A 16,298-nucleotide genomic window follows, 5' to 3' on the forward strand; every position below is an offset into this window, starting at 1 on the left:
ACGGATTGCACGCGGGTCGTTAGCATGCAACCCATCCCGAATAGTAAGATCAGAGGGACTGCTGCGTTAATCGCCGTTCTTAGGGAAGTCGCGGTTTTTGAGGTTGAGCGTGCCGCGCAGATCACCGAGCGAGCGTCGACTGGCATGTCGATGAGGCCCACATCCGCGTCGGCGCCCCCTCTCATCGCTGCATGCAGCGACCGTCGGGCGGTGAATGGCGCAATCTTTGGAGGGCTGTCGATGCAAACGCTCAAATGATCGACGTCCGCGAGATTAATTGCGGGTATGACCCACATTTTGCGAGCATCCGGCATATCGACAAGACGTGGCGCAACAACCTTATCAACAGCGGTCACGCGGCCATGAAACGGATCCTTGGACCCAGTCAAAGCTTTCTATCCTTGCGATCAGCCAAGCCGACCCTAAGCGGGCTTGAGACGATACGAACGATCAAACCCGATCACATGTATCACAAACAGCTAGGAGTCGCGGGAGAGATCGCGTTCATCGACGCACTGTTCGACCCCGCCACCGCATAACCCCGCATACAACACTGTTATCCATGCGGCCGTCGTCAATTAATACGACAGCGCAAGATCAGGACGGTCTAGTCTTGGCGAAAGACGGCTTAGGCGAGCTTGCCGTGGCAATGTTTGAATTTGTTGCCCGACCCGCAAGGACACGGATCATTGCGCCCAGGATTGCCCCAAGTGGCGCGGTCATTCTCGTCGAAGCCCTCGGGTGCTGCGCTCTCGGGCGCGGCCCCGCCGGTGGCGGCCTGCGCACCATCAGCGGCGGCTTGAAGCTGTGCCTGCTGCTCGGCGATCTGCGCCAGCATCTGTTGCTGCTGCTCTTCGCTCATCGGCTCCACACGCGCCAACCGCTGGGTGACGTCTTCGCGCAGACTGTCGAGCATCATCTCGAAGAGTTGGAAGGCTTCGTTCTTGTATTCGTTCAGCGGATCGCGCTGCGCATAAGCGCGGAAGTTCACCACCGAACGCAGATGTTCAAGCGTCAAAAGATGCTCGCGCCATTTGCCGTCAATCGTTTGCAGCAAAATCTGCTTCTCGATCATCCGCATGTTTTCGGGGCCGAATTTCTCGGCCTTGGCGGCCATTTGCTCGGCCGTGGCCTTCTCGAGGCGTTCGGCGATTTCTTCGTCGTCCACGCCCTCTTCGGCGGCCCATTCGATCACCGGCAGATCAAGGTTCAGCCGCTCGATCACAGCGGCATAAAGCCCTTCGGTGTTCCACTGGTCGGCGTAGGTTTTCGGCGGCATGAACTCTTCGACCATATCGTCGATGACCTGCTCGCGCATATCCTCGGCGATTTCCGACAGGTCTTCGGCTTCCATGATTTCGCGGCGCTGCGCAAAGATCACTTTACGCTGCTCGTTCATCACGTCATCGAATTTCAAAAGCTGCTTGCGGATGTCAAAGTTGCGCCCTTCGACCTTGGCCTGCGCGCGCTCGAGGGATTTGTTCACCCAAGGGTGCACGATCGCCTCACCCTCTTTCATGCCCAGCGACGAGAGCACCTTTTCCAAACGTTCGGAGCCGAAAATCCGCATCAGATCGTCTTCGAGCGAGAGATAAAAGGACGAACGGCCCGGATCGCCTTGACGGCCCGAACGGCCGCGCAACTGGTTGTCGATCCGGCGGCTCTCGTGGCGCTCGGTGGCCAGCACGAAAAGCCCGCCCGCGTCCAGAACCTTTTGCTTATCATCGGCGTGCTCGGCCTCGATCCGCGCGCGGATCTGGTCGGGATGCGCCTCAGGATCGGCCTCCAGCGCCTCAAGCACCTTCATCTCGACGTTGCCACCAAGTTGGATATCGGTCCCGCGGCCCGCCATATTGGTCGCAATCGTCACCGCGCCGAATTTGCCCGCATCGGCAACAATCTGCGCCTCGCGCTCGTGCTGGCGCGCGTTCAAAACGTCATGCTTGATCCCTGCTGTTTCCAGCATCTGCGACAGCGCTTCGGATTTCTCGATGGAGGTGGTGCCGACCAAAATCGGCTGCCCCTTGGCCGTGGCCTCTTTGATCGTCTCGACGATGGCGGCGTATTTCTCGCGTGCGGTGCGGTAAACGGCGTCGTCTTCATCGACACGCTGGATCGGACGGTTGGTCGGCACTTCGACCACGCCCAGACCGTAAATCTCGGAAAATTCCTCGGCCTCGGTGGTCGCTGTGCCGGTCATGCCCGACAAGGTGTCGTAGAGGCGGAAATAGTTTTGGAATGTCACCTGCGCGAGCGTGGTATTTTCGGGCTGGATCGCGACGCCCTCTTTGGCCTCGATCGCTTGGTGCAATCCTTCGGACAACCGCCGCCCGGGCATCATCCGGCCGGTGAATTCGTCGATCAATACGACCTCTTCACCGCGCACGATGTAATCCTTGTCCCGCGTGAACAATTTATGCGCGCGCAGCGCTTGGTTGACGTGGTGCACCACAGTGGTGTTTTCAGCGTCATAGAGCGTGGTGCCCTCTTCGAGCAACTCGCGCGACAAGAGCAGGTTTTCGAGGAAGTCGTTGCCCTCCTCGGTATAGGTCACCGAGCGGGTTTTTTCATCAATCGAATAGTGGTCATCCGTCAATTCGGGGATCACGGTGTTGATGGTTTGATAAAGCTCGGAGCGATCCTCGGAGGGGCCGGAGATGATCAGCGGCGTGCGCGCCTCGTCGATCAAGATGCTATCGACCTCATCGACCACCGCGAAATTATGCCCGCGTTGGAACATCTGCGACAGTTCCGATTTCATGTTGTCGCGCAGGTAGTCAAAACCAAGCTCGTTGTTGGTCGCATAGGTCACATCGGCGCCGTAGGCCTCTTGCTTCTCATGCTCGGGCTGTCCGGGATAGACCACGCCGGTGGTCAACCCCAAGGCGCCGTAAACTTTGCTCATCCATTCGGCGTCGCGCTTGGCGAGGTAATCGTTGACCGTCACGATATGAACGCCCTTGCCGGTCAGCGCGTTCAAATAGGACGGAAAGGTCGCCACGAGGGTTTTGCCCTCGCCGGTCTTCATCTCGGCAATGTTACCTTGGTGCAGAAAAATGCCGCCCATCAACTGTGTGTCAAAGGCCCGCAGACCCAAGGCGCGCCGCGCCGCTTCGCGGCAATTCGCAAAGGCTTCGGGCAACAATGCATCAAGGATCTCGCCGCCTTTCGCACGGTCCGACAACTCGCGGGTCTTGGCGATGATCTCTTCATCGGTGAGTTTTTCAAACTCGGGCTCGAGCGCATTGATCTTCTCTACAATCGGGCGCGTCGCCTTGATTTTACGGTCATTCGGCGTGCCGAAAACCTTTTTGGCGATTGTTCCGAGTCCCAGCATTCTCTATCCGTTCCGGTCGTTGACGACATTGTGGCCTATGGGTGCTTGCCCCGTTTCGCGCCCCACCCTACAACAGTGCAAAGTGTGCTCTTGGCCTTGTTCACAAGGCGATGTAAGGGCCCGCTAAACCCGTGTCAACGCCGCGCGGCCTTGCCGCCTCTCTTGAAGGACCAAACGATGCACCGAACCCTCAGTCTTGCCCCCCGCAGCCTTTTGTCCGCAGTCGCGGCCTCGACCCTTGCGGTGGCGCTGGCGTGGGCCGCACCAAGCCGCGCCGAAGACCTAAACCCCGCAACCGTTGTGGCCACAGTCAATGGCGAGACCATCACCCTTGGCCAGATGGCGATTGCGCGCTCCAACCTGCCCGAGCAATACAAGCAATTGCCCGATGAGGTGCTCTTCTCCGGAATTCTGGACCAGCTGGTGCAACAAACCGTCCTGTCGCAATCCTTTGACGGACCCGAGCCCGCCTATATCGGCATCGTTTTGCTTAATCAAAAGCGCTCGCTTCTGGCCTCTGAAGTGATCGACCGGCTTTTGGCAGGCGCGGCAACCGAAGCCGACGTCAAAGCCGCCTATGAAGAGACTTACGGCAATGCCGATCCGGCGCCCGAATACAACGCGTCGCATATCCTCGTTGAAACCGAGGAGGCGGCGCAGGCCTTGATCGAAGAGCTCAACAGCGGCGCAGATTTCGCCGCCCTTGCAAAAGAAAAATCCACCGGCCCCTCGGGCCCGAACGGCGGCGCGCTCAACTGGTTTGGCGCGGGCATGATGGTCAAACCCTTCGAGGATGCGGTCAAGGAGCTAAGCGAAGGCGATATCTCCGGACCCGTGCAAACACAGTTCGGCTGGCATGTGATCAAGTTGAACCAAAAGCGGTTCGCAGATGCGCCGAGCCTTGAAGAAGTGCGCGCAGAGCTTGAGGACATGATCCGCCAGAAAGTGGTCGAAGGCCGCATTCAGGACCTCACCAGCGAGGCCGACATCGACCGCAGTGCAGAAACCGAAATTGATCCTTCGGTCCTGTCGCGCGCGGATTTCATGGAGCAATAAGATGGCAAAAATCACCAAGCAATCGCCACTGGCACCCGCACGCTTCCCGCAGCTTCCGCAAATTGGCGGCGTGCGTTTCGCAACGGCGCAAGCCGGCGTGCGTTACCAAGGGCGCACCGATGTGATGCTGGCCGAATTGATCCCCGGAACGGCGATTGCGGGCACGTTCACCCGCTCGGCGACCCGCTCTGCGGCGGTTCTCGATTGCCAAGAAAAAATCGGCGGCAACAATGACGCCGGTGCGGCCATTATTGTCAATTCGGGCAATGCCAATGCCTTTACCGGCAGCAATGGCCGCAAGGCCGCCAAGGCCGTGACCACTGCGGTTGCCGATATGATGGACCTACCTGAGGCGCGCGTGTTCTCATCCTCGACCGGCGTCATCGGCGAGGTATTGCCCGACGCGCGCATCACCGCAAAGATTGCGGAATTGAAAGACGGTTTGGACGTCAGCGCCATCGAACCCGCCGCCCGCGCGATCATGACCACAGACACCTTCCCCAAAGGTGCAAGCGCCGAGGTCCAGATCGGCGGCAAAGCCGTGAAAATCGCGGGCATTGCCAAAGGATCGGGTATGATCGCGCCGGATATGGCGACGATGCTGGTCTATCTCTTCACCGACGCAAAGGTCGACCAAGGCGCCTTTCAATCTCTGGTCTCGGCCCACACCGACAGCACATTCAATTGCATCACCGTGGACAGCGACACATCGACCTCTGATACATTGATCGCCTGCGCGACGGGAGCATCGGGCGTAGATGTCACGGACGATCAGGAGTTTGCCGCCGCCCTGCATGATGTGATGCTCGATCTCGCCCATCAGGTGATCCGCGATGGGGAAGGCGCCACGAAGTTCGTCGAAATCACCGTGCGCAGCGCCGCAACAGATGCCGATGCGCGCAGGCATGCTTTGGCAATCGCAAACTCTCCCTTGGTCAAAACCGCCATCGCAGGCGAAGACCCCAATTGGGGCCGCATCGTCATGGCCATCGGCAAATCCGGCGCCGCTGCCGACCGCGATCTGCTCGGGATCACTTTTGGCGAGGTGCGCGTCGCCGAGAACGGTTGGGTGCACCCTGACTACAAAGAAGCCGATGCCGCAGCCCACATGAGGGGTGAGGAAATCCGCATTGGCGTTGATATCGGCCTCGGCACCGGAACGGCCACCATTTGGACCTGCGACCTGACGCACGGATATATCGACATCAACGCCGATTATCGCTCATGACGGTTCTACTGGTCTCTGCCGTTGCGCTGATCGATGCGGATGGACGGGTTTTGCTCGCCCAACGCCCTGAAGGCAAAAGCATGGCCGGTCTGTGGGAGTTTCCAGGTGGCAAGGTCGAGGAGGGCGAGACACCCGAGGAGGCTTTGGTCCGCGAACTTGATGAGGAGCTGGGCATCCAGACGTGGAACTCCTGCCTCGCTCCTCTGACCTTCGCCTCGCATAGCTACGACAGCTTCCATTTGTTGATGCCGCTCTTTGCTTGCCGCAAATGGGAGGGTATTGCGCGCCCGAAAGAAGGCCAGACCCTCAAATGGGTGTCGCCAAAAAATCTACGCGATTACCCGATGCCGCCCGCGGATGTGCCGTTGATTCCCATCTTGCGGGATTGGCTATAATTTACCCACTGTTTCCATTTGCAAGAAAATCAGACAGAAATTTTGCCCGTCAATGGGAATTTGCACAATATTTCCGCATATATGACGAATATTCTACTTCATATTGTTTCGTAAATTTGTAACAATTAACCATGACGTAGAGTTAGGAACAATTTAACTCAACCGATGGACACTACATTTCGTAACTGGGGAGACTCGAAATGCTACGCACTATTGTTATGGGCAGCTATATCTCTGTCCAAGGGACTTTTGTCCGCTCGCTTCCGAACGGAAAAGTCGAAGTTCGTGTTGGTGATAAGACTTTTACCGGTAAACCTGTCTCGGACGCCGCCTAATTCGGTCGCTTACTACCACTCACATCACTTGCTTGGGCGTTCGCGCCCCGCGAAAGATCTCAAATAATACACATACGACCTTCCCGCGCTGAGTGCGTGGCTTTGATCGGACTGGCAGCGCCCTTCAAACGCCGCCCCAGCAACAAAGCGGGAAAGAAAAAGGGGCTCGGCATTTCGCCAAGCCCCTTTTTCCAGTTTTAGGCTCTCGCCATCTCCCACCATGCCGCCAAACCGGCCGCAGGCACGACAGGCTTAGGTCAAGGTCCGCGTCACTTCCTCGCGCTCGAAAATCTCGATGACGTCGTTGGGGCGAATGTCATCGTAATTCTCAAATGCCATGCCGCATTCTTGGCCCGACTGCACTTCTTTGACTTCGTCCTTGAAGCGCTTGAGCGTTTTGAGCGTGCCTTCGTGGATCACAACATCGTCGCGCAGCAGGCGCACGCCTGCCGAACGGCGCGCTACGCCTTCGGTGACGATACAGCCCGCAACCTTGCCAATGCCGGTCACCTTGAACACTTCCTTGATCTGCGCATAGCCGATGAAATGCTCGCGGATTTCCGCGCTCAAAAGCCCCGAAGCCGCCGCCTTCACATCATCCACAAGGTCATAGATCACCGAATAATACCGGATCTCCACGCCTTTTTGGTTCGCACTGGCCCGCGCCGGCGCGTTGGCCCGCACGTTAAAGCCGAAGACCGGAGCGCCGGAGGCCTCGGCCAAACCGATATCGCTTTCGGTGATCGCACCAACGCCCGAGTGCAGCACGCGCACGCGCACCTCGTCATTGCCGATCTTCTCCATCGCCTGAACGATGGCCTCGGCAGACCCTTGAACGTCCGCTTTGACAAGGATCGGCAATTCAGAGACATTCTCGTCCTCTTTCGCCTTGCTCATCAATTGCTCAAGCGTGGTCGCCGCACCGGCTGCTGCGCGTTTGTCCTTGGCGGCTTTCTCGCGGTATTCCGCGATCTCGCGCGCCTGCGCTTCGGTTTCTGTCACGTTCAAGACATCGCCTGCCTCCGGCGTGCCGTTAAGGCCAAGCACCTCGACAGGCACCGATGGTCCGGCTTCTTGAACGCGCTCGCCCTGATCGTTGATCAGCGCGCGAACCTTACCGTATTGCTCACCCACGACAAAGATATCGCCTTGGCGCAGGGTGCCGGTTTGAACCAGAACTGTCGCGACAGGGCCGCGGCCCACGTCAAGCTGCGCTTCGATCACCGCGCCTTGCGCCGCGCGATCCGGATTGGCTTTCAGCTCGAGGATCTCGGCCTGCAACGCGATCGCTTCGAGCAGTTGATCAAGGCCCTGACCGGTATGGGCGGAGACTTCGACATCTTGCACGTCGCCGGACATGGCCTCGACGATCACCTCATGTTGCAAAAGCTCGGTGCGCACCTTCATCGGGTCTGCCTCGGGCTTGTCGCATTTATTGATCGCCACGATCATCGGCACATTCGCCGCTTTCGCATGATTGATCGCTTCAATGGTCTGCGGCATCACCGAATCGTCGGCAGCAACCACAAGAACCACAATATCGGTGACCTGCGCGCCGCGCGAACGCATCGACGTAAAGGCCGCGTGGCCTGGCGTGTCGAGGAAGCTCAGCAGCGCACCGCTATCGGTTTTCACCTGATAGGCACCGATGTGCTGCGTGATGCCGCCCGCTTCACCCGCTACCACTTTGGCATTGCGGATCGCATCGAGCAGCGAGGTTTTACCGTGGTCAACGTGGCCCATGATCGTGATGACCGGCGGACGCGGCTGCAAATCTTCTTCCTTGTCGATGACCTCTTTGATCACGTCTTCGACATCCGCATCGGAAACGCGCACCACCTTGTGGCCGAACTCTTCGATGATCAATTCGGCGGTATCCGCGTCGATGGTTTGGTTTTGGGTCACCATCATGCCGTTGGTCATCAAGGCTTTGACGACGTCAGCCACGCGCTCGGCCATACGGTTGGCCAATTCCGAAACCACGATTGCTTCGGGCAATTGCACGTCGCGCACGACCTTCTCGCGCTCTTGCGTGCCCATCGCTTTTTGACGCGCGCGCTCTTGCTTGCGCTTCATCGCCGCCATGGATTTCGGACGCCCGCCTTCGCCGCCCGAAAGGGCTTGATTCAAAGTCAGCTTGCCCGAACGGCGGCCATCATCACGGCCCTTGTTGCGGTTAGGGCGATCGTCGTTCTCGGCAGGGCGGCGCGCGTTTGCGCCCGCAGATGACGGCGCCGAGCGCTGCGCACGCGGCGCGGCTGGCTCGCCCGCGGGCGGGTTGGCCGCTGCAGCGGCGGCCGCTTTGGCAGCCTCTTCCGCGGCGCGCCGTGCGCGTTCGTCCTCTTCGGCTTTCGCCTTCAGTGCATTTTCACGCTCGCGCTCTTCGCGCTCTTTGGCCTCGGCCTCTTCGCGGCGGCGCTGGCGCTCTTCCTCGCGAGCTTTTTCATCGGCTTCGCGCTGCGCAGCGTCATCCGCCTCGCGCGCTTTTGCCGCTTGCAGCGCCTTCAGGCGGCGCTCCATCTCCGCGTCGGAAATCCCGGCAGGCCGTTTGGACGGATCGCCCAAGGCAGGATTGCCGCCCGCGCCTGGCTTTGCGCCGCCCGGTTTGGGCACCACAACGCGCTTGCGCTTGGTTTCCACCACGACATTCTTGGTCCGCCCGTGGCTGAAGCTTTGCTTCACATTGCCCGCGCGCGGACCACCACGTACACCCAAAGTCTTTTTGCCGTCGTTGTCGTCGCTCATGTGGTCTACTTCCCTTTCCGGCGAGCCTTCCCGCCGTCCGAAACGCGCAGGCCTTTCAGCCTTGCCGCTTCCTCTACAACACGTTGCGCCAAACCACCAGCCGCCAGTGCAGCATGGATGGTGGTTTCGCGCCCGAATGCCTGACCCAGCTCATCCGCTGTCAGCCATCCAATGAATTTTCCGCCCTCGGGCGTGCTCAGCTTCGACTTACCGCGCTCGGAGCCGTCAGAGGCCTGCAAGAGCACTTTGGCGTCGTCTTTATAGAGCCAGTCCTTGACCTTCTCGTAGCCCGAAACCGCATGGCCGCCCTTGCGGGCAAGGCTAACGAGATCGATGATCCGCCGCGCCAATTGCGCCTCGATCTTGGCGACCAAGTCATCGGGCACTTGCACCGTCTGCTTGGCGGCGCGGGCAAACAGCCCCTTTTGCACGGCCAAATCGAGCGCCTCGCGGGTTGCACGAACCCAAATGCCACGTCCGGGCAATTTGCCCATGACATCCGCCACGATTTGCCCGTCCGGCCCCACCACAAAACGGATCAGATCAGAGGTAGGGTGCACTTCGCCTGTGGCAATGCACTTACGCTCCGGCCCGTCGTCGCGGGATTTTTCTGCACCGGCTCGGCCCATCGGCGGCTCCAGACCCGAGACCCTTAGGCCTCGGCCTCCTCTTGCGCTTCATCGGCGTCTTCGGCACCCGCATCCTCGGAAGCCTCAAGCTCGGTCGGATCGACCCAGCCCAGCATGACCCGCGCAGTCATGACCATGTTTTGCGCTTCTTCGAGGCTGACGTCGAATTTTTCGAGCAAACCATCGTCCTTGATGCGCTCGCCGCCTTCGGTCGTCCAACCGCCGGCCAATTCCCAATCCGCGCATGTGGCGAAATCTTCGAGCGTTTTAACGCCGTCTTCGGCCAATGCTTCCACCATCTGGGGTGTCAGACCTTCGAATTCAATAAGGCTATCCTCGGCGCCAAGCTCGCGGGCATGGGCCAAAGCGGCCTTTGCAGCAGCTTCAAGCGTTTCGCGCGCACGAGTCTGCAATTCTTTCGCGGTATCTTCGTCCACGCCGTCGATGACCAAAAGCTCGTCCAGCTCGACATAACCGACCTCTTCGAGGTTGGTGAAGCCTTCGGCGACCAGAAGCTGCGCAAAGAATTCGTCAACGTCCAGAGCATCCATGAAGAGCTTGGTGCGGATTTCAAATTCTTTCTGGCGGCGCTCGGATTCCTCGGATTCGGTCATGATGTCGATATCAAGGCCGGTCAGTTGCGAGGCAAGACGCACGTTCTGGCCGCGGCGACCGATGGCGAGCGACAATTGCTCATCAGGCACAACCACTTCGATGCGCTCGGCTTCCTCGTCGAGAACCACTTTGGTCACCTCGGCAGGTTGAAGCGCATTCACGAGGAAGGTCGGCTGATCTTCATTCCACGGGATAATGTCGATTTTCTCGCCCTGAAGCTCGTTCACGACCGCCTGCACGCGGCTGCCGCGCATACCCACGCAGGCACCCACAGGGTCAATCCCGCTGTCGTAAGAGATCACGGCGATTTTGGCGCGCGATCCAGGATCGCGGGCAACAGCTTTGATCTCGATGATGCCGTCATAGATTTCCGGCACTTCCATCTTGAACAGCTCGGCCATGAACTCGGGCGCGGTGCGCGACAGGAAAATCTGCGGGCCGCGCGCTTCGCGGCGCACGTCCTTGATAAAGCACCGCACACGGTCGTTCGGGCGATAGCTTTCGCGGCCGATCTTCTCGTTGCGGCGCAAGATACCTTCGCCGCGGCCCACGTCGACGATAACGTTGCCGTATTCCTCGCGCTTGACAACACCGTTGATGATGGTGCCTGCGCGGTCCTTGAATTCTTCGTATTGGCGATCACGTTCGGCTTCGCGGACCTTTTGCAAGATCACCTGCTTGGCCGATTGCGCCGCGATCCGGCCCATTTCGACGGGGGGCACTTCTTCGACAAACGTGTCGCCGACAGCAGGGTTTTCCATATATTGCTTGGCCTGCTCGACCGTCAGCTCGGATTGGTAATTCTCAAGCTCTTCGTCCTCGACCACGGTGCGCACACGGGTAAACGTCGCGCGGCCGGTCTTGCGGTCGATGCTGACCCGAATATCCATCTCCGAGCCGTAACGGCTCTTGGCCGCGCGCGCGAGGCTCTCTTCCATCGCCTCGACCACCAAACCGGGGTCGATCATCTTTTCGCGGGCAACCGCTTCGGCTGTTTGCAGCAGCTCAAGCTGGTTTGCAGATGTAATTGCCATTCTCAGGTTCTCCTCGGAACATGCGCCGTGGCGGCGTTACTCTTCGTTTGTATCGGTTTCAGTATCGGCTTCGGTCTCGATCTCGTCGAAACCGTCTTCATTGAGCACGCCCGCCGCCTTGCGTTGGCGCAGCATCTCTTTAATCAACTCGTCGGTCAGAACCAATTTCGCATCGGTCAGCCAGTCAAATTGCAAACCCACGGTGACCGTTTCTTTGCCTTCTTCGAGATTGATCAATATCTCGTCGCCCTCGACCCCTGCCAGCACACCCTTGAAGCGGCGGCGCCCGTCGATCAACTCGCCGGTTTCGATCTTGGCCTCATAGCCTTCGAACATGTCGAAATCTTTGATCCGCGTCAGCGGGCGGTCGATGCCCGGGCTGGAGACTTCGAGCACATATTCATCCGTCAGCGGGTCTTCGACATCCAAAGTCGCGCCCAGCGCCGTGGAAATTTTCGCGCAATCATCGACCTCGATCCCGCCTTCGGGTTTATCGGCCATGATTTGCAACGTGTTTGTCTTGCCGCTCATCAGGCGCACGCGCACCAACTCATACCCCATGTCTTCGATCACGGGGGTGATGATCTCGGCAAGACGCCGGTCCATCGCAGCTTTGGCAATCAGATCGTTACTCATATCGGCCTTAGTGGTCCTATCGGTTGCGCCCCATGCGGGGATCGTATCGACACGCGGCCCCGCATATTGCCCCATCAAAGACAGGCACAAAAAAACGGGCGCGCGGCCCGTTGATCGTTCTCGGTGGAGCCTCAATCTCTCAAAGCGCCGCTGTTGAGAGCGATATATGCCGATGATGCCGCATGTGCAAGGCTTTTGTCCGCGCGCGCGCCTTGGCGGCTCAATAGGCCGCCGAGGGCCGCCGCGCGATCACAAAGGTCGCCGCCATTTTGGCTGGCGGGGTCCATGACGATATCACCTCGAAACCCGCCGAGCGCATCGCCGCCAAAAGCTCGTCTTGCGATATATATTGGACCTTGGGCAAAATTCCCAAAGGCGCCAACACCGCAAGCAGCAATTTGACCGGCGTGAACCCTTTGCCAAGGCAGGCCGTGGAGGAGACAAAATACCCGCCAGGGGGCAACATCATATAGGCCTTTTCAATCACCTGCGCGTAGTCGGGCAAAAGATGCAGCACGTTGAGCGCCAGTATCGCCTCGAAACTGGCGGGCTGCGCCTTGAGTGTGCTGGCCGAACCGACCTCGAAGCGCGCATTCTCGACGCCGGCCTCTGCCGCACGCGCCCGCGCGATCTCGATCATCTTTTCTGAGAAATCGACGCCCAAGATCGAGCGCACATAGGGCGCATGTCCAACCGCCGTTGTGCCGGTGCCGCATCCGATTTCAAGCACACGCATTCCGTCATGCAAAATCGCGCGCGTCTCGTCGATCTTGCGCTGATATGTGGCCTCATCGCTGATCTTCGAGCGCGCGTAGCGCGGCGCCATAAAGTTCCAAAACCCGCTTCCCTTGCCTGCCATATCGCGCCCTACCCCTTTGCTCTCGGGCCGCCGGACAATGCCAGACGGTCCATGATTCGCACCAATTCTGCGGAAATGCCCGCCTCCGACAACGCATGACCTGCCACCGGCACCATGCGCAATTCGGCGCGCGGCCATGCCTCGGCCAAACGGTAGGCCGTCACCGGCGGGCAAATCATATCATAACGGCCCTGCACGATATGCGCGGGAATGTGAGAAATGCGGCCCATCTTCTTCATGATGTGCCCGTCTTCGTCGAGCCATCCCGCATGGGTGAAATAGTGATTCTCCAGACGGCTGAAGGCCCGCGCATATTCGCCCGCGCTCTCGCCGCCGTAACCCGTTGACTGCACCGAGGCCAAAGCGTTTTCCCATGCCGCCCAAGCCTTGCCGTATTTCACCTCTTCCATGCGATTGCCGCTGAACAACCGCTTGTGATAGGCGGCAATCATATCGCAGCGTTCATCCTCGGGGATGGGGGCGCAAAACCGGTCCCATGTGTCGGGCCAAAATTGCCCCGCGCCGCCGCCGTAGAACCAATCCAGTTCGGCCTTGGTCATCATGAACACCCCGCGCAGCACCAGATGCTGCGCCCGCTCGGGATGGGTTTGCGCGTAGATGAGCGACAAGGTCGCGCCCCAACTGCCGCCGAACACCACCCACGCATCAATGCCCAATGCTTCGCGGATCATTTCGATATCGCGCACAAGGTGCCATGTGGTGTTGTCGGTCACGCTCGCATAGGGCTTTGACCGCCCGCAGCCGCGTTGATCAAACAAGACCACGCGGTAGACCTCGGGATCGAAATAGCGCCGCATCGCAGGGCTGCACCCGCCGCCCGGACCGCCATGAAGCACCACAACAGGCCGCCCGTCGGGATTGCCCGATTGCTCGACATAGACGCTATGCCCCTCACCCACATCGAGCATCCGCTGATCGAACGGGTCGATCGGCGGGTATAAATATTGCACTGCGCTCTTTTGGCCTGAGATTCTGTCCATGACTGCCCTATATAGATCTCAAAGTCCGGCGCACCAGCGCCCGCGACACCCCCAGAAGACCACAGGGAGAGCAAAATGCAAACCGCCCAAAACACCGTCGATCCCGCAGAAGTCGCCAAATTCGAAGCCATGGCCGCCGAATGGTGGGACCCGAATGGCAAGTTCAAGCCCCTGCATATGCTCAATCCCTGCCGGTTGGATTACATCACCTCGCAAATCGCCGCCGAATTTGGCCGCGATCTGGACGGCCCGCGCCCGTTTGAAGGGCTGCGCATTCTCGACATCGGATGCGGCGGCGGGCTTTTGTCCGAACCCATGGCGCGCCTTGGCGCGACGGTCGTCGGCGCCGATGCGGCGGCGGGCAATATCCCCGTCGCGCAGGTCCATGCCGAAGCCTCGGGGCTAACCATCGATTACCGCAATGTCACCGCCGAATCCTTGGCCGAGGATGGCGAGCAATTCGACGTGGTGCTCAACATGGAGGTGGTCGAACATGTTTCCGATCCGCAAGCCTATACGACCGCCTGCCAGATGCTGCTCAAACCGGGGGGATTGATGATATGCTCGACCATCAACCGCAATCCCAAAAGCTTTGCCGTGGCCATCGTCGGGGCCGAGGTGATCATGCGCTGGCTACCCAAAGGCACCCATGAGTGGCGCAAATTCATCACGCCGGACGAGCTTTACGGACTGATCGAAACCGCAGGCCTGCGCCCCGTGGATCGCAAGGGGTTTGTGTTCAATCCGATCACGTGGAAATGGTCCCTGTCAGACCGTGATCTGAGCGTCAATTACGTCACCGCCAGCGTGAAACCGGACGCGTAATCACTCGTCCTCAAGCTTGGCGCGCAGCTCGCGCAGGATGGGCAGGACCGCGCGGACTTTCTCGTCGCCGATCTCGCTGACCAAATCCGAAATCATCGGTGAAATCGCCGCCAAGGCCGCCTCGCGCGCTTGGCGGCCTGCGGGGCTGATCGCGACCATCTTGCGGCGCGCATCATCCCAATCGGGGCGGATGTGGACATAGCCCGCCCATTCCAGTTTGCTCAGCGTATTGGTCATCGCGCCTCGGGTGACATGGAACGTCTTGGCCAATTGCGCGGGGCTGCGCTCGGCGCCCGCATGGGCCAGATGGTTCAAGACCGAGAAATGCGAAATCTCCATCCCCTTGGGCAGAACGCGGCTCAGCCGGTTGCGCACCAATTGATCGGCGGTCAGGATTTCGCTGAACAAAGCGACGGCGAGGGCATTTGCGGTGGTATCGGTCATAGCTCTTACTGCTTTAAGGCTCTGATCTCATGCGTCAAGGCCCGCGAAAGGCGCGATCATGATCCAAGGCGGGCACCCGTGCACGCGCGCGCCGCACCTCATCAAGCGACAGATCGACATATCCGATACCGACCTGATCTCCCATATCCAGCAAGACCTCACCCCAAGGGGCAACCGCCATCGCATGGCCATAGGTGCGGCGCGGCTTGCCGCGGCTAAGGTCATGGGCGCCGGTTTGTGCAGGGGCCAGAACATAACAGCCCGTCTCGATGGCGCGCGCGCGCAACAAAGGCTCCCAATGCGCCGCGCCGGTCACGGGGGAAAACGCCGCAGGCACGGTCAATATCTGCGCACCTGCCTTAGCCAAAGCGCGATAAAGATAGGCAAAGCGCAGATCGTAGCAGACCGACAGGCCCAGCGCGCCAAAAGGCGTCTGGCATATTTGCGCATGATCGCCCGGACGGTATCCGTCGCTTTCGCGGAAAGTCTCGGTCTCGCTGACCTGCACATCAAACATATGCAGCTTGTCATAGCGCGCCTTGATGCTGCCATCGGGTGCAATGACGAAGGAGCGGTTGGCAAATCGCCCGTCCGCATCTCGGGTTTTCACCCCGAGCGAGCCGATCAAAAGCCAAATCCCCAAAGCTTGCGCCTCGGCGCGCAGGCCTTTGAGGGTCTGGTCGTCCTCCTCCAGCGCCAACACCTCGTTTTGATGGCGGCGCGAGGTGGAGACGCAATTGCACACCTCGGGCAATAGGGCGAACCCCGCGCCATTGCCCGCCGCCTCGCGCAGCATCCCTTGCATCATCGCAAGGTTTTGCGGCGGATTGTCCGACGAACAGATTTGCAGCAGCGCGGCTTTCATCGCCTAGCCCGCCAGTAAGGCATCAAGCTTGCCCGCTTGTTCGAGCGCATAAAGATCGTCGCAGCCGCCGACATGGGTCTCGCCGATAAAAATCTGCGGCACGGTGCGCCCGCCATTGGCCTTTTGGGTCATTTCGGCGCGGCGGGACGGATCGGCCATCACATCGACCTCTTGGAAATTCACGTCTTTCTCTTTCAACAGACGCTTGGCCGCATGACAAAAGCCGCAAATCGGGGTGGTGTAAATCAAGACAGGTTGCATCGCATTTCTCCGGTTTTCACATCCGTTGTCGGA

The 16,298-nt window shown here is 59.5% G+C and carries 14 protein-coding genes and 1 pseudogene; 5 read left to right on the forward strand and 10 right to left on the reverse strand.

The features are described 5' to 3' along the window. Positions 1-125: 125 nt before the first annotated feature. A pseudogene (locus tag ABWV64_RS08125) lies at positions 126-539 on the forward strand (DDE-type integrase/transposase/recombinase); the annotation flags it as partial. 89 nt (positions 540-628) lie between these two features. Here the strand turns inward: ABWV64_RS08125 and secA are convergent. Further along, complete coding sequence (gene secA, locus ABWV64_RS08130) at positions 629-3,337, reverse strand: preprotein translocase subunit SecA (protein WP_353343890.1); 2,709 nt, start codon at positions 3,335-3,337, stop codon at positions 629-631. A 177-nt stretch (positions 3,338-3,514) separates the two neighbouring features. On the opposite strand from secA, the gene ABWV64_RS08135 reads away from it, so the two are divergent. From ABWV64_RS08135 to mutT, 3 genes are read left to right on the forward strand one after another with little or no spacing between them, the layout of a single operon-like run. Further along, positions 3,515-4,393, forward strand: coding sequence for a peptidylprolyl isomerase (locus ABWV64_RS08135; protein WP_353343892.1), 879 nt, complete (start codon positions 3,515-3,517; stop codon positions 4,391-4,393). A 1-nt stretch (position 4,394) separates the two neighbouring features. After that, positions 4,395-5,621, forward strand: coding sequence for a bifunctional glutamate N-acetyltransferase/amino-acid acetyltransferase ArgJ (gene argJ / locus ABWV64_RS08140; RefSeq protein ID WP_353343894.1), 1,227 nt, complete (start codon positions 4,395-4,397; stop codon positions 5,619-5,621). Next, positions 5,618-6,016 (forward strand): 8-oxo-dGTP diphosphatase MutT, encoded by a 399-nt coding sequence (gene mutT / locus ABWV64_RS08145; protein ID WP_353343896.1) that lies wholly within the window; start codon positions 5,618-5,620, stop codon positions 6,014-6,016. Before argJ ends, mutT begins: the two co-directional genes overlap by 4 nt. A gap of 587 nt (positions 6,017-6,603) precedes the next feature. On the opposite strand, the gene infB is transcribed toward mutT, so the two are convergent. The 6 genes from infB to pip form a co-directional block, all read right to left on the reverse strand. Continuing rightward, positions 6,604-9,096, reverse strand: a complete 2,493-nt coding sequence (gene infB / locus ABWV64_RS08150) for a translation initiation factor IF-2 (RefSeq protein WP_353343898.1) — start codon at positions 9,094-9,096, stop codon at positions 6,604-6,606. A 5-nt stretch (positions 9,097-9,101) separates the two neighbouring features. Further along, positions 9,102-9,725, reverse strand: coding sequence for an RNA-binding protein (locus ABWV64_RS08155; RefSeq protein ID WP_353343900.1), 624 nt, complete (start codon positions 9,723-9,725; stop codon positions 9,102-9,104). A 23-nt stretch (positions 9,726-9,748) separates the two neighbouring features. Continuing rightward, positions 9,749-11,374, reverse strand: a complete 1,626-nt coding sequence (nusA, locus tag ABWV64_RS08160; RefSeq protein ID WP_353343902.1) for a transcription termination factor NusA — start codon at positions 11,372-11,374, stop codon at positions 9,749-9,751. 36 nt (positions 11,375-11,410) lie between these two features. Next, entirely contained in the window at positions 11,411-12,010 is a 600-nt protein-coding gene (gene rimP, locus ABWV64_RS08165) for a ribosome maturation factor RimP (protein WP_353343904.1), read from the reverse strand. A 220-nt stretch (positions 12,011-12,230) separates the two neighbouring features. Next, on the reverse strand, positions 12,231-12,869 hold the full coding sequence (locus ABWV64_RS08170) for a class I SAM-dependent methyltransferase (protein WP_353343906.1): 639 nt from the start codon (positions 12,867-12,869) through the stop codon (positions 12,231-12,233). An 8-nt stretch (positions 12,870-12,877) separates the two neighbouring features. Continuing rightward, entirely contained in the window at positions 12,878-13,870 is a 993-nt protein-coding gene (gene pip, locus ABWV64_RS08175; RefSeq protein WP_353343908.1) for a prolyl aminopeptidase, read from the reverse strand. A gap of 75 nt (positions 13,871-13,945) precedes the next feature. Between pip and ubiG the strand changes: the two genes are divergently transcribed. Next, complete coding sequence (ubiG, locus tag ABWV64_RS08180) at positions 13,946-14,695, forward strand: bifunctional 2-polyprenyl-6-hydroxyphenol methylase/3-demethylubiquinol 3-O-methyltransferase UbiG (protein ID WP_353343910.1); 750 nt, start codon at positions 13,946-13,948, stop codon at positions 14,693-14,695. Here the strand turns inward: ubiG and ABWV64_RS08185 are convergent, their stop codons facing one another. Genes ABWV64_RS08185 through grxC form a run of 3 tightly spaced genes read right to left on the reverse strand, consistent with a single transcriptional unit; the run spans position 14,696 to position 16,265 of the window. Further along, positions 14,696-15,139, reverse strand: a complete 444-nt coding sequence (locus ABWV64_RS08185) for a MarR family winged helix-turn-helix transcriptional regulator (RefSeq protein ID WP_353343912.1) — start codon at positions 15,137-15,139, stop codon at positions 14,696-14,698. A gap of 34 nt (positions 15,140-15,173) precedes the next feature. After that, a complete protein-coding gene (locus ABWV64_RS08190; RefSeq protein ID WP_353343914.1) occupies positions 15,174-16,004 on the reverse strand; it encodes a carbon-nitrogen hydrolase family protein in 831 nt (276 codons plus the stop codon). A gap of 3 nt (positions 16,005-16,007) precedes the next feature. After that, positions 16,008-16,265, reverse strand: coding sequence for a glutaredoxin 3 (gene grxC, locus ABWV64_RS08195; RefSeq protein ID WP_353343916.1), 258 nt, complete (start codon positions 16,263-16,265; stop codon positions 16,008-16,010). Positions 16,266-16,298 lie beyond the last annotated feature (33 nt).

It is taken from the genome of Litorivita sp. NS0012-18, assembly GCF_040371945.1.
Classification (GTDB): domain Bacteria; phylum Pseudomonadota; class Alphaproteobacteria; order Rhodobacterales; family Rhodobacteraceae; genus Litorivita.

Bases quoted from the DNA above. Each gene is read 5' to 3' on its own strand.
- secA (WP_353343890.1), bottom strand. From the start codon at position 3,337: ATGCTGGGACTCGGAACAATCGCCAAAAAGGTTTTCGGCACGCCGAAT.
- ABWV64_RS08135 (WP_353343892.1), top strand. From the start codon at position 3,515: ATGCACCGAACCCTCAGTCTTGCCCCCCGCAGCCTTTTGTCCGCAGTC.
- argJ (WP_353343894.1), top strand. From the start codon at position 4,395: ATGGCAAAAATCACCAAGCAATCGCCACTGGCACCCGCACGCTTCCCG.
- mutT (WP_353343896.1), top strand. From the start codon at position 5,618: ATGACGGTTCTACTGGTCTCTGCCGTTGCGCTGATCGATGCGGATGGA.
- infB (WP_353343898.1), bottom strand. From the start codon at position 9,096: ATGAGCGACGACAACGACGGCAAAAAGACTTTGGGTGTACGTGGTGGT.
- ABWV64_RS08155 (WP_353343900.1), bottom strand. From the start codon at position 9,725: ATGGGCCGAGCCGGTGCAGAAAAATCCCGCGACGACGGGCCGGAGCGT.
- nusA (WP_353343902.1), bottom strand. From the start codon at position 11,374: ATGGCAATTACATCTGCAAACCAGCTTGAGCTGCTGCAAACAGCCGAA.
- rimP (WP_353343904.1), bottom strand. From the start codon at position 12,010: ATGAGTAACGATCTGATTGCCAAAGCTGCGATGGACCGGCGTCTTGCC.
- ABWV64_RS08170 (WP_353343906.1), bottom strand. From the start codon at position 12,869: ATGGCAGGCAAGGGAAGCGGGTTTTGGAACTTTATGGCGCCGCGCTAC.
- pip (WP_353343908.1), bottom strand. From the start codon at position 13,870: ATGGACAGAATCTCAGGCCAAAAGAGCGCAGTGCAATATTTATACCCG.
- ubiG (WP_353343910.1), top strand. From the start codon at position 13,946: ATGCAAACCGCCCAAAACACCGTCGATCCCGCAGAAGTCGCCAAATTC.
- ABWV64_RS08185 (WP_353343912.1), bottom strand. From the start codon at position 15,139: ATGACCGATACCACCGCAAATGCCCTCGCCGTCGCTTTGTTCAGCGAA.
- ABWV64_RS08190 (WP_353343914.1), bottom strand. From the start codon at position 16,004: ATGAAAGCCGCGCTGCTGCAAATCTGTTCGTCGGACAATCCGCCGCAA.
- grxC (WP_353343916.1), bottom strand. From the start codon at position 16,265: ATGCAACCTGTCTTGATTTACACCACCCCGATTTGCGGCTTTTGTCAT.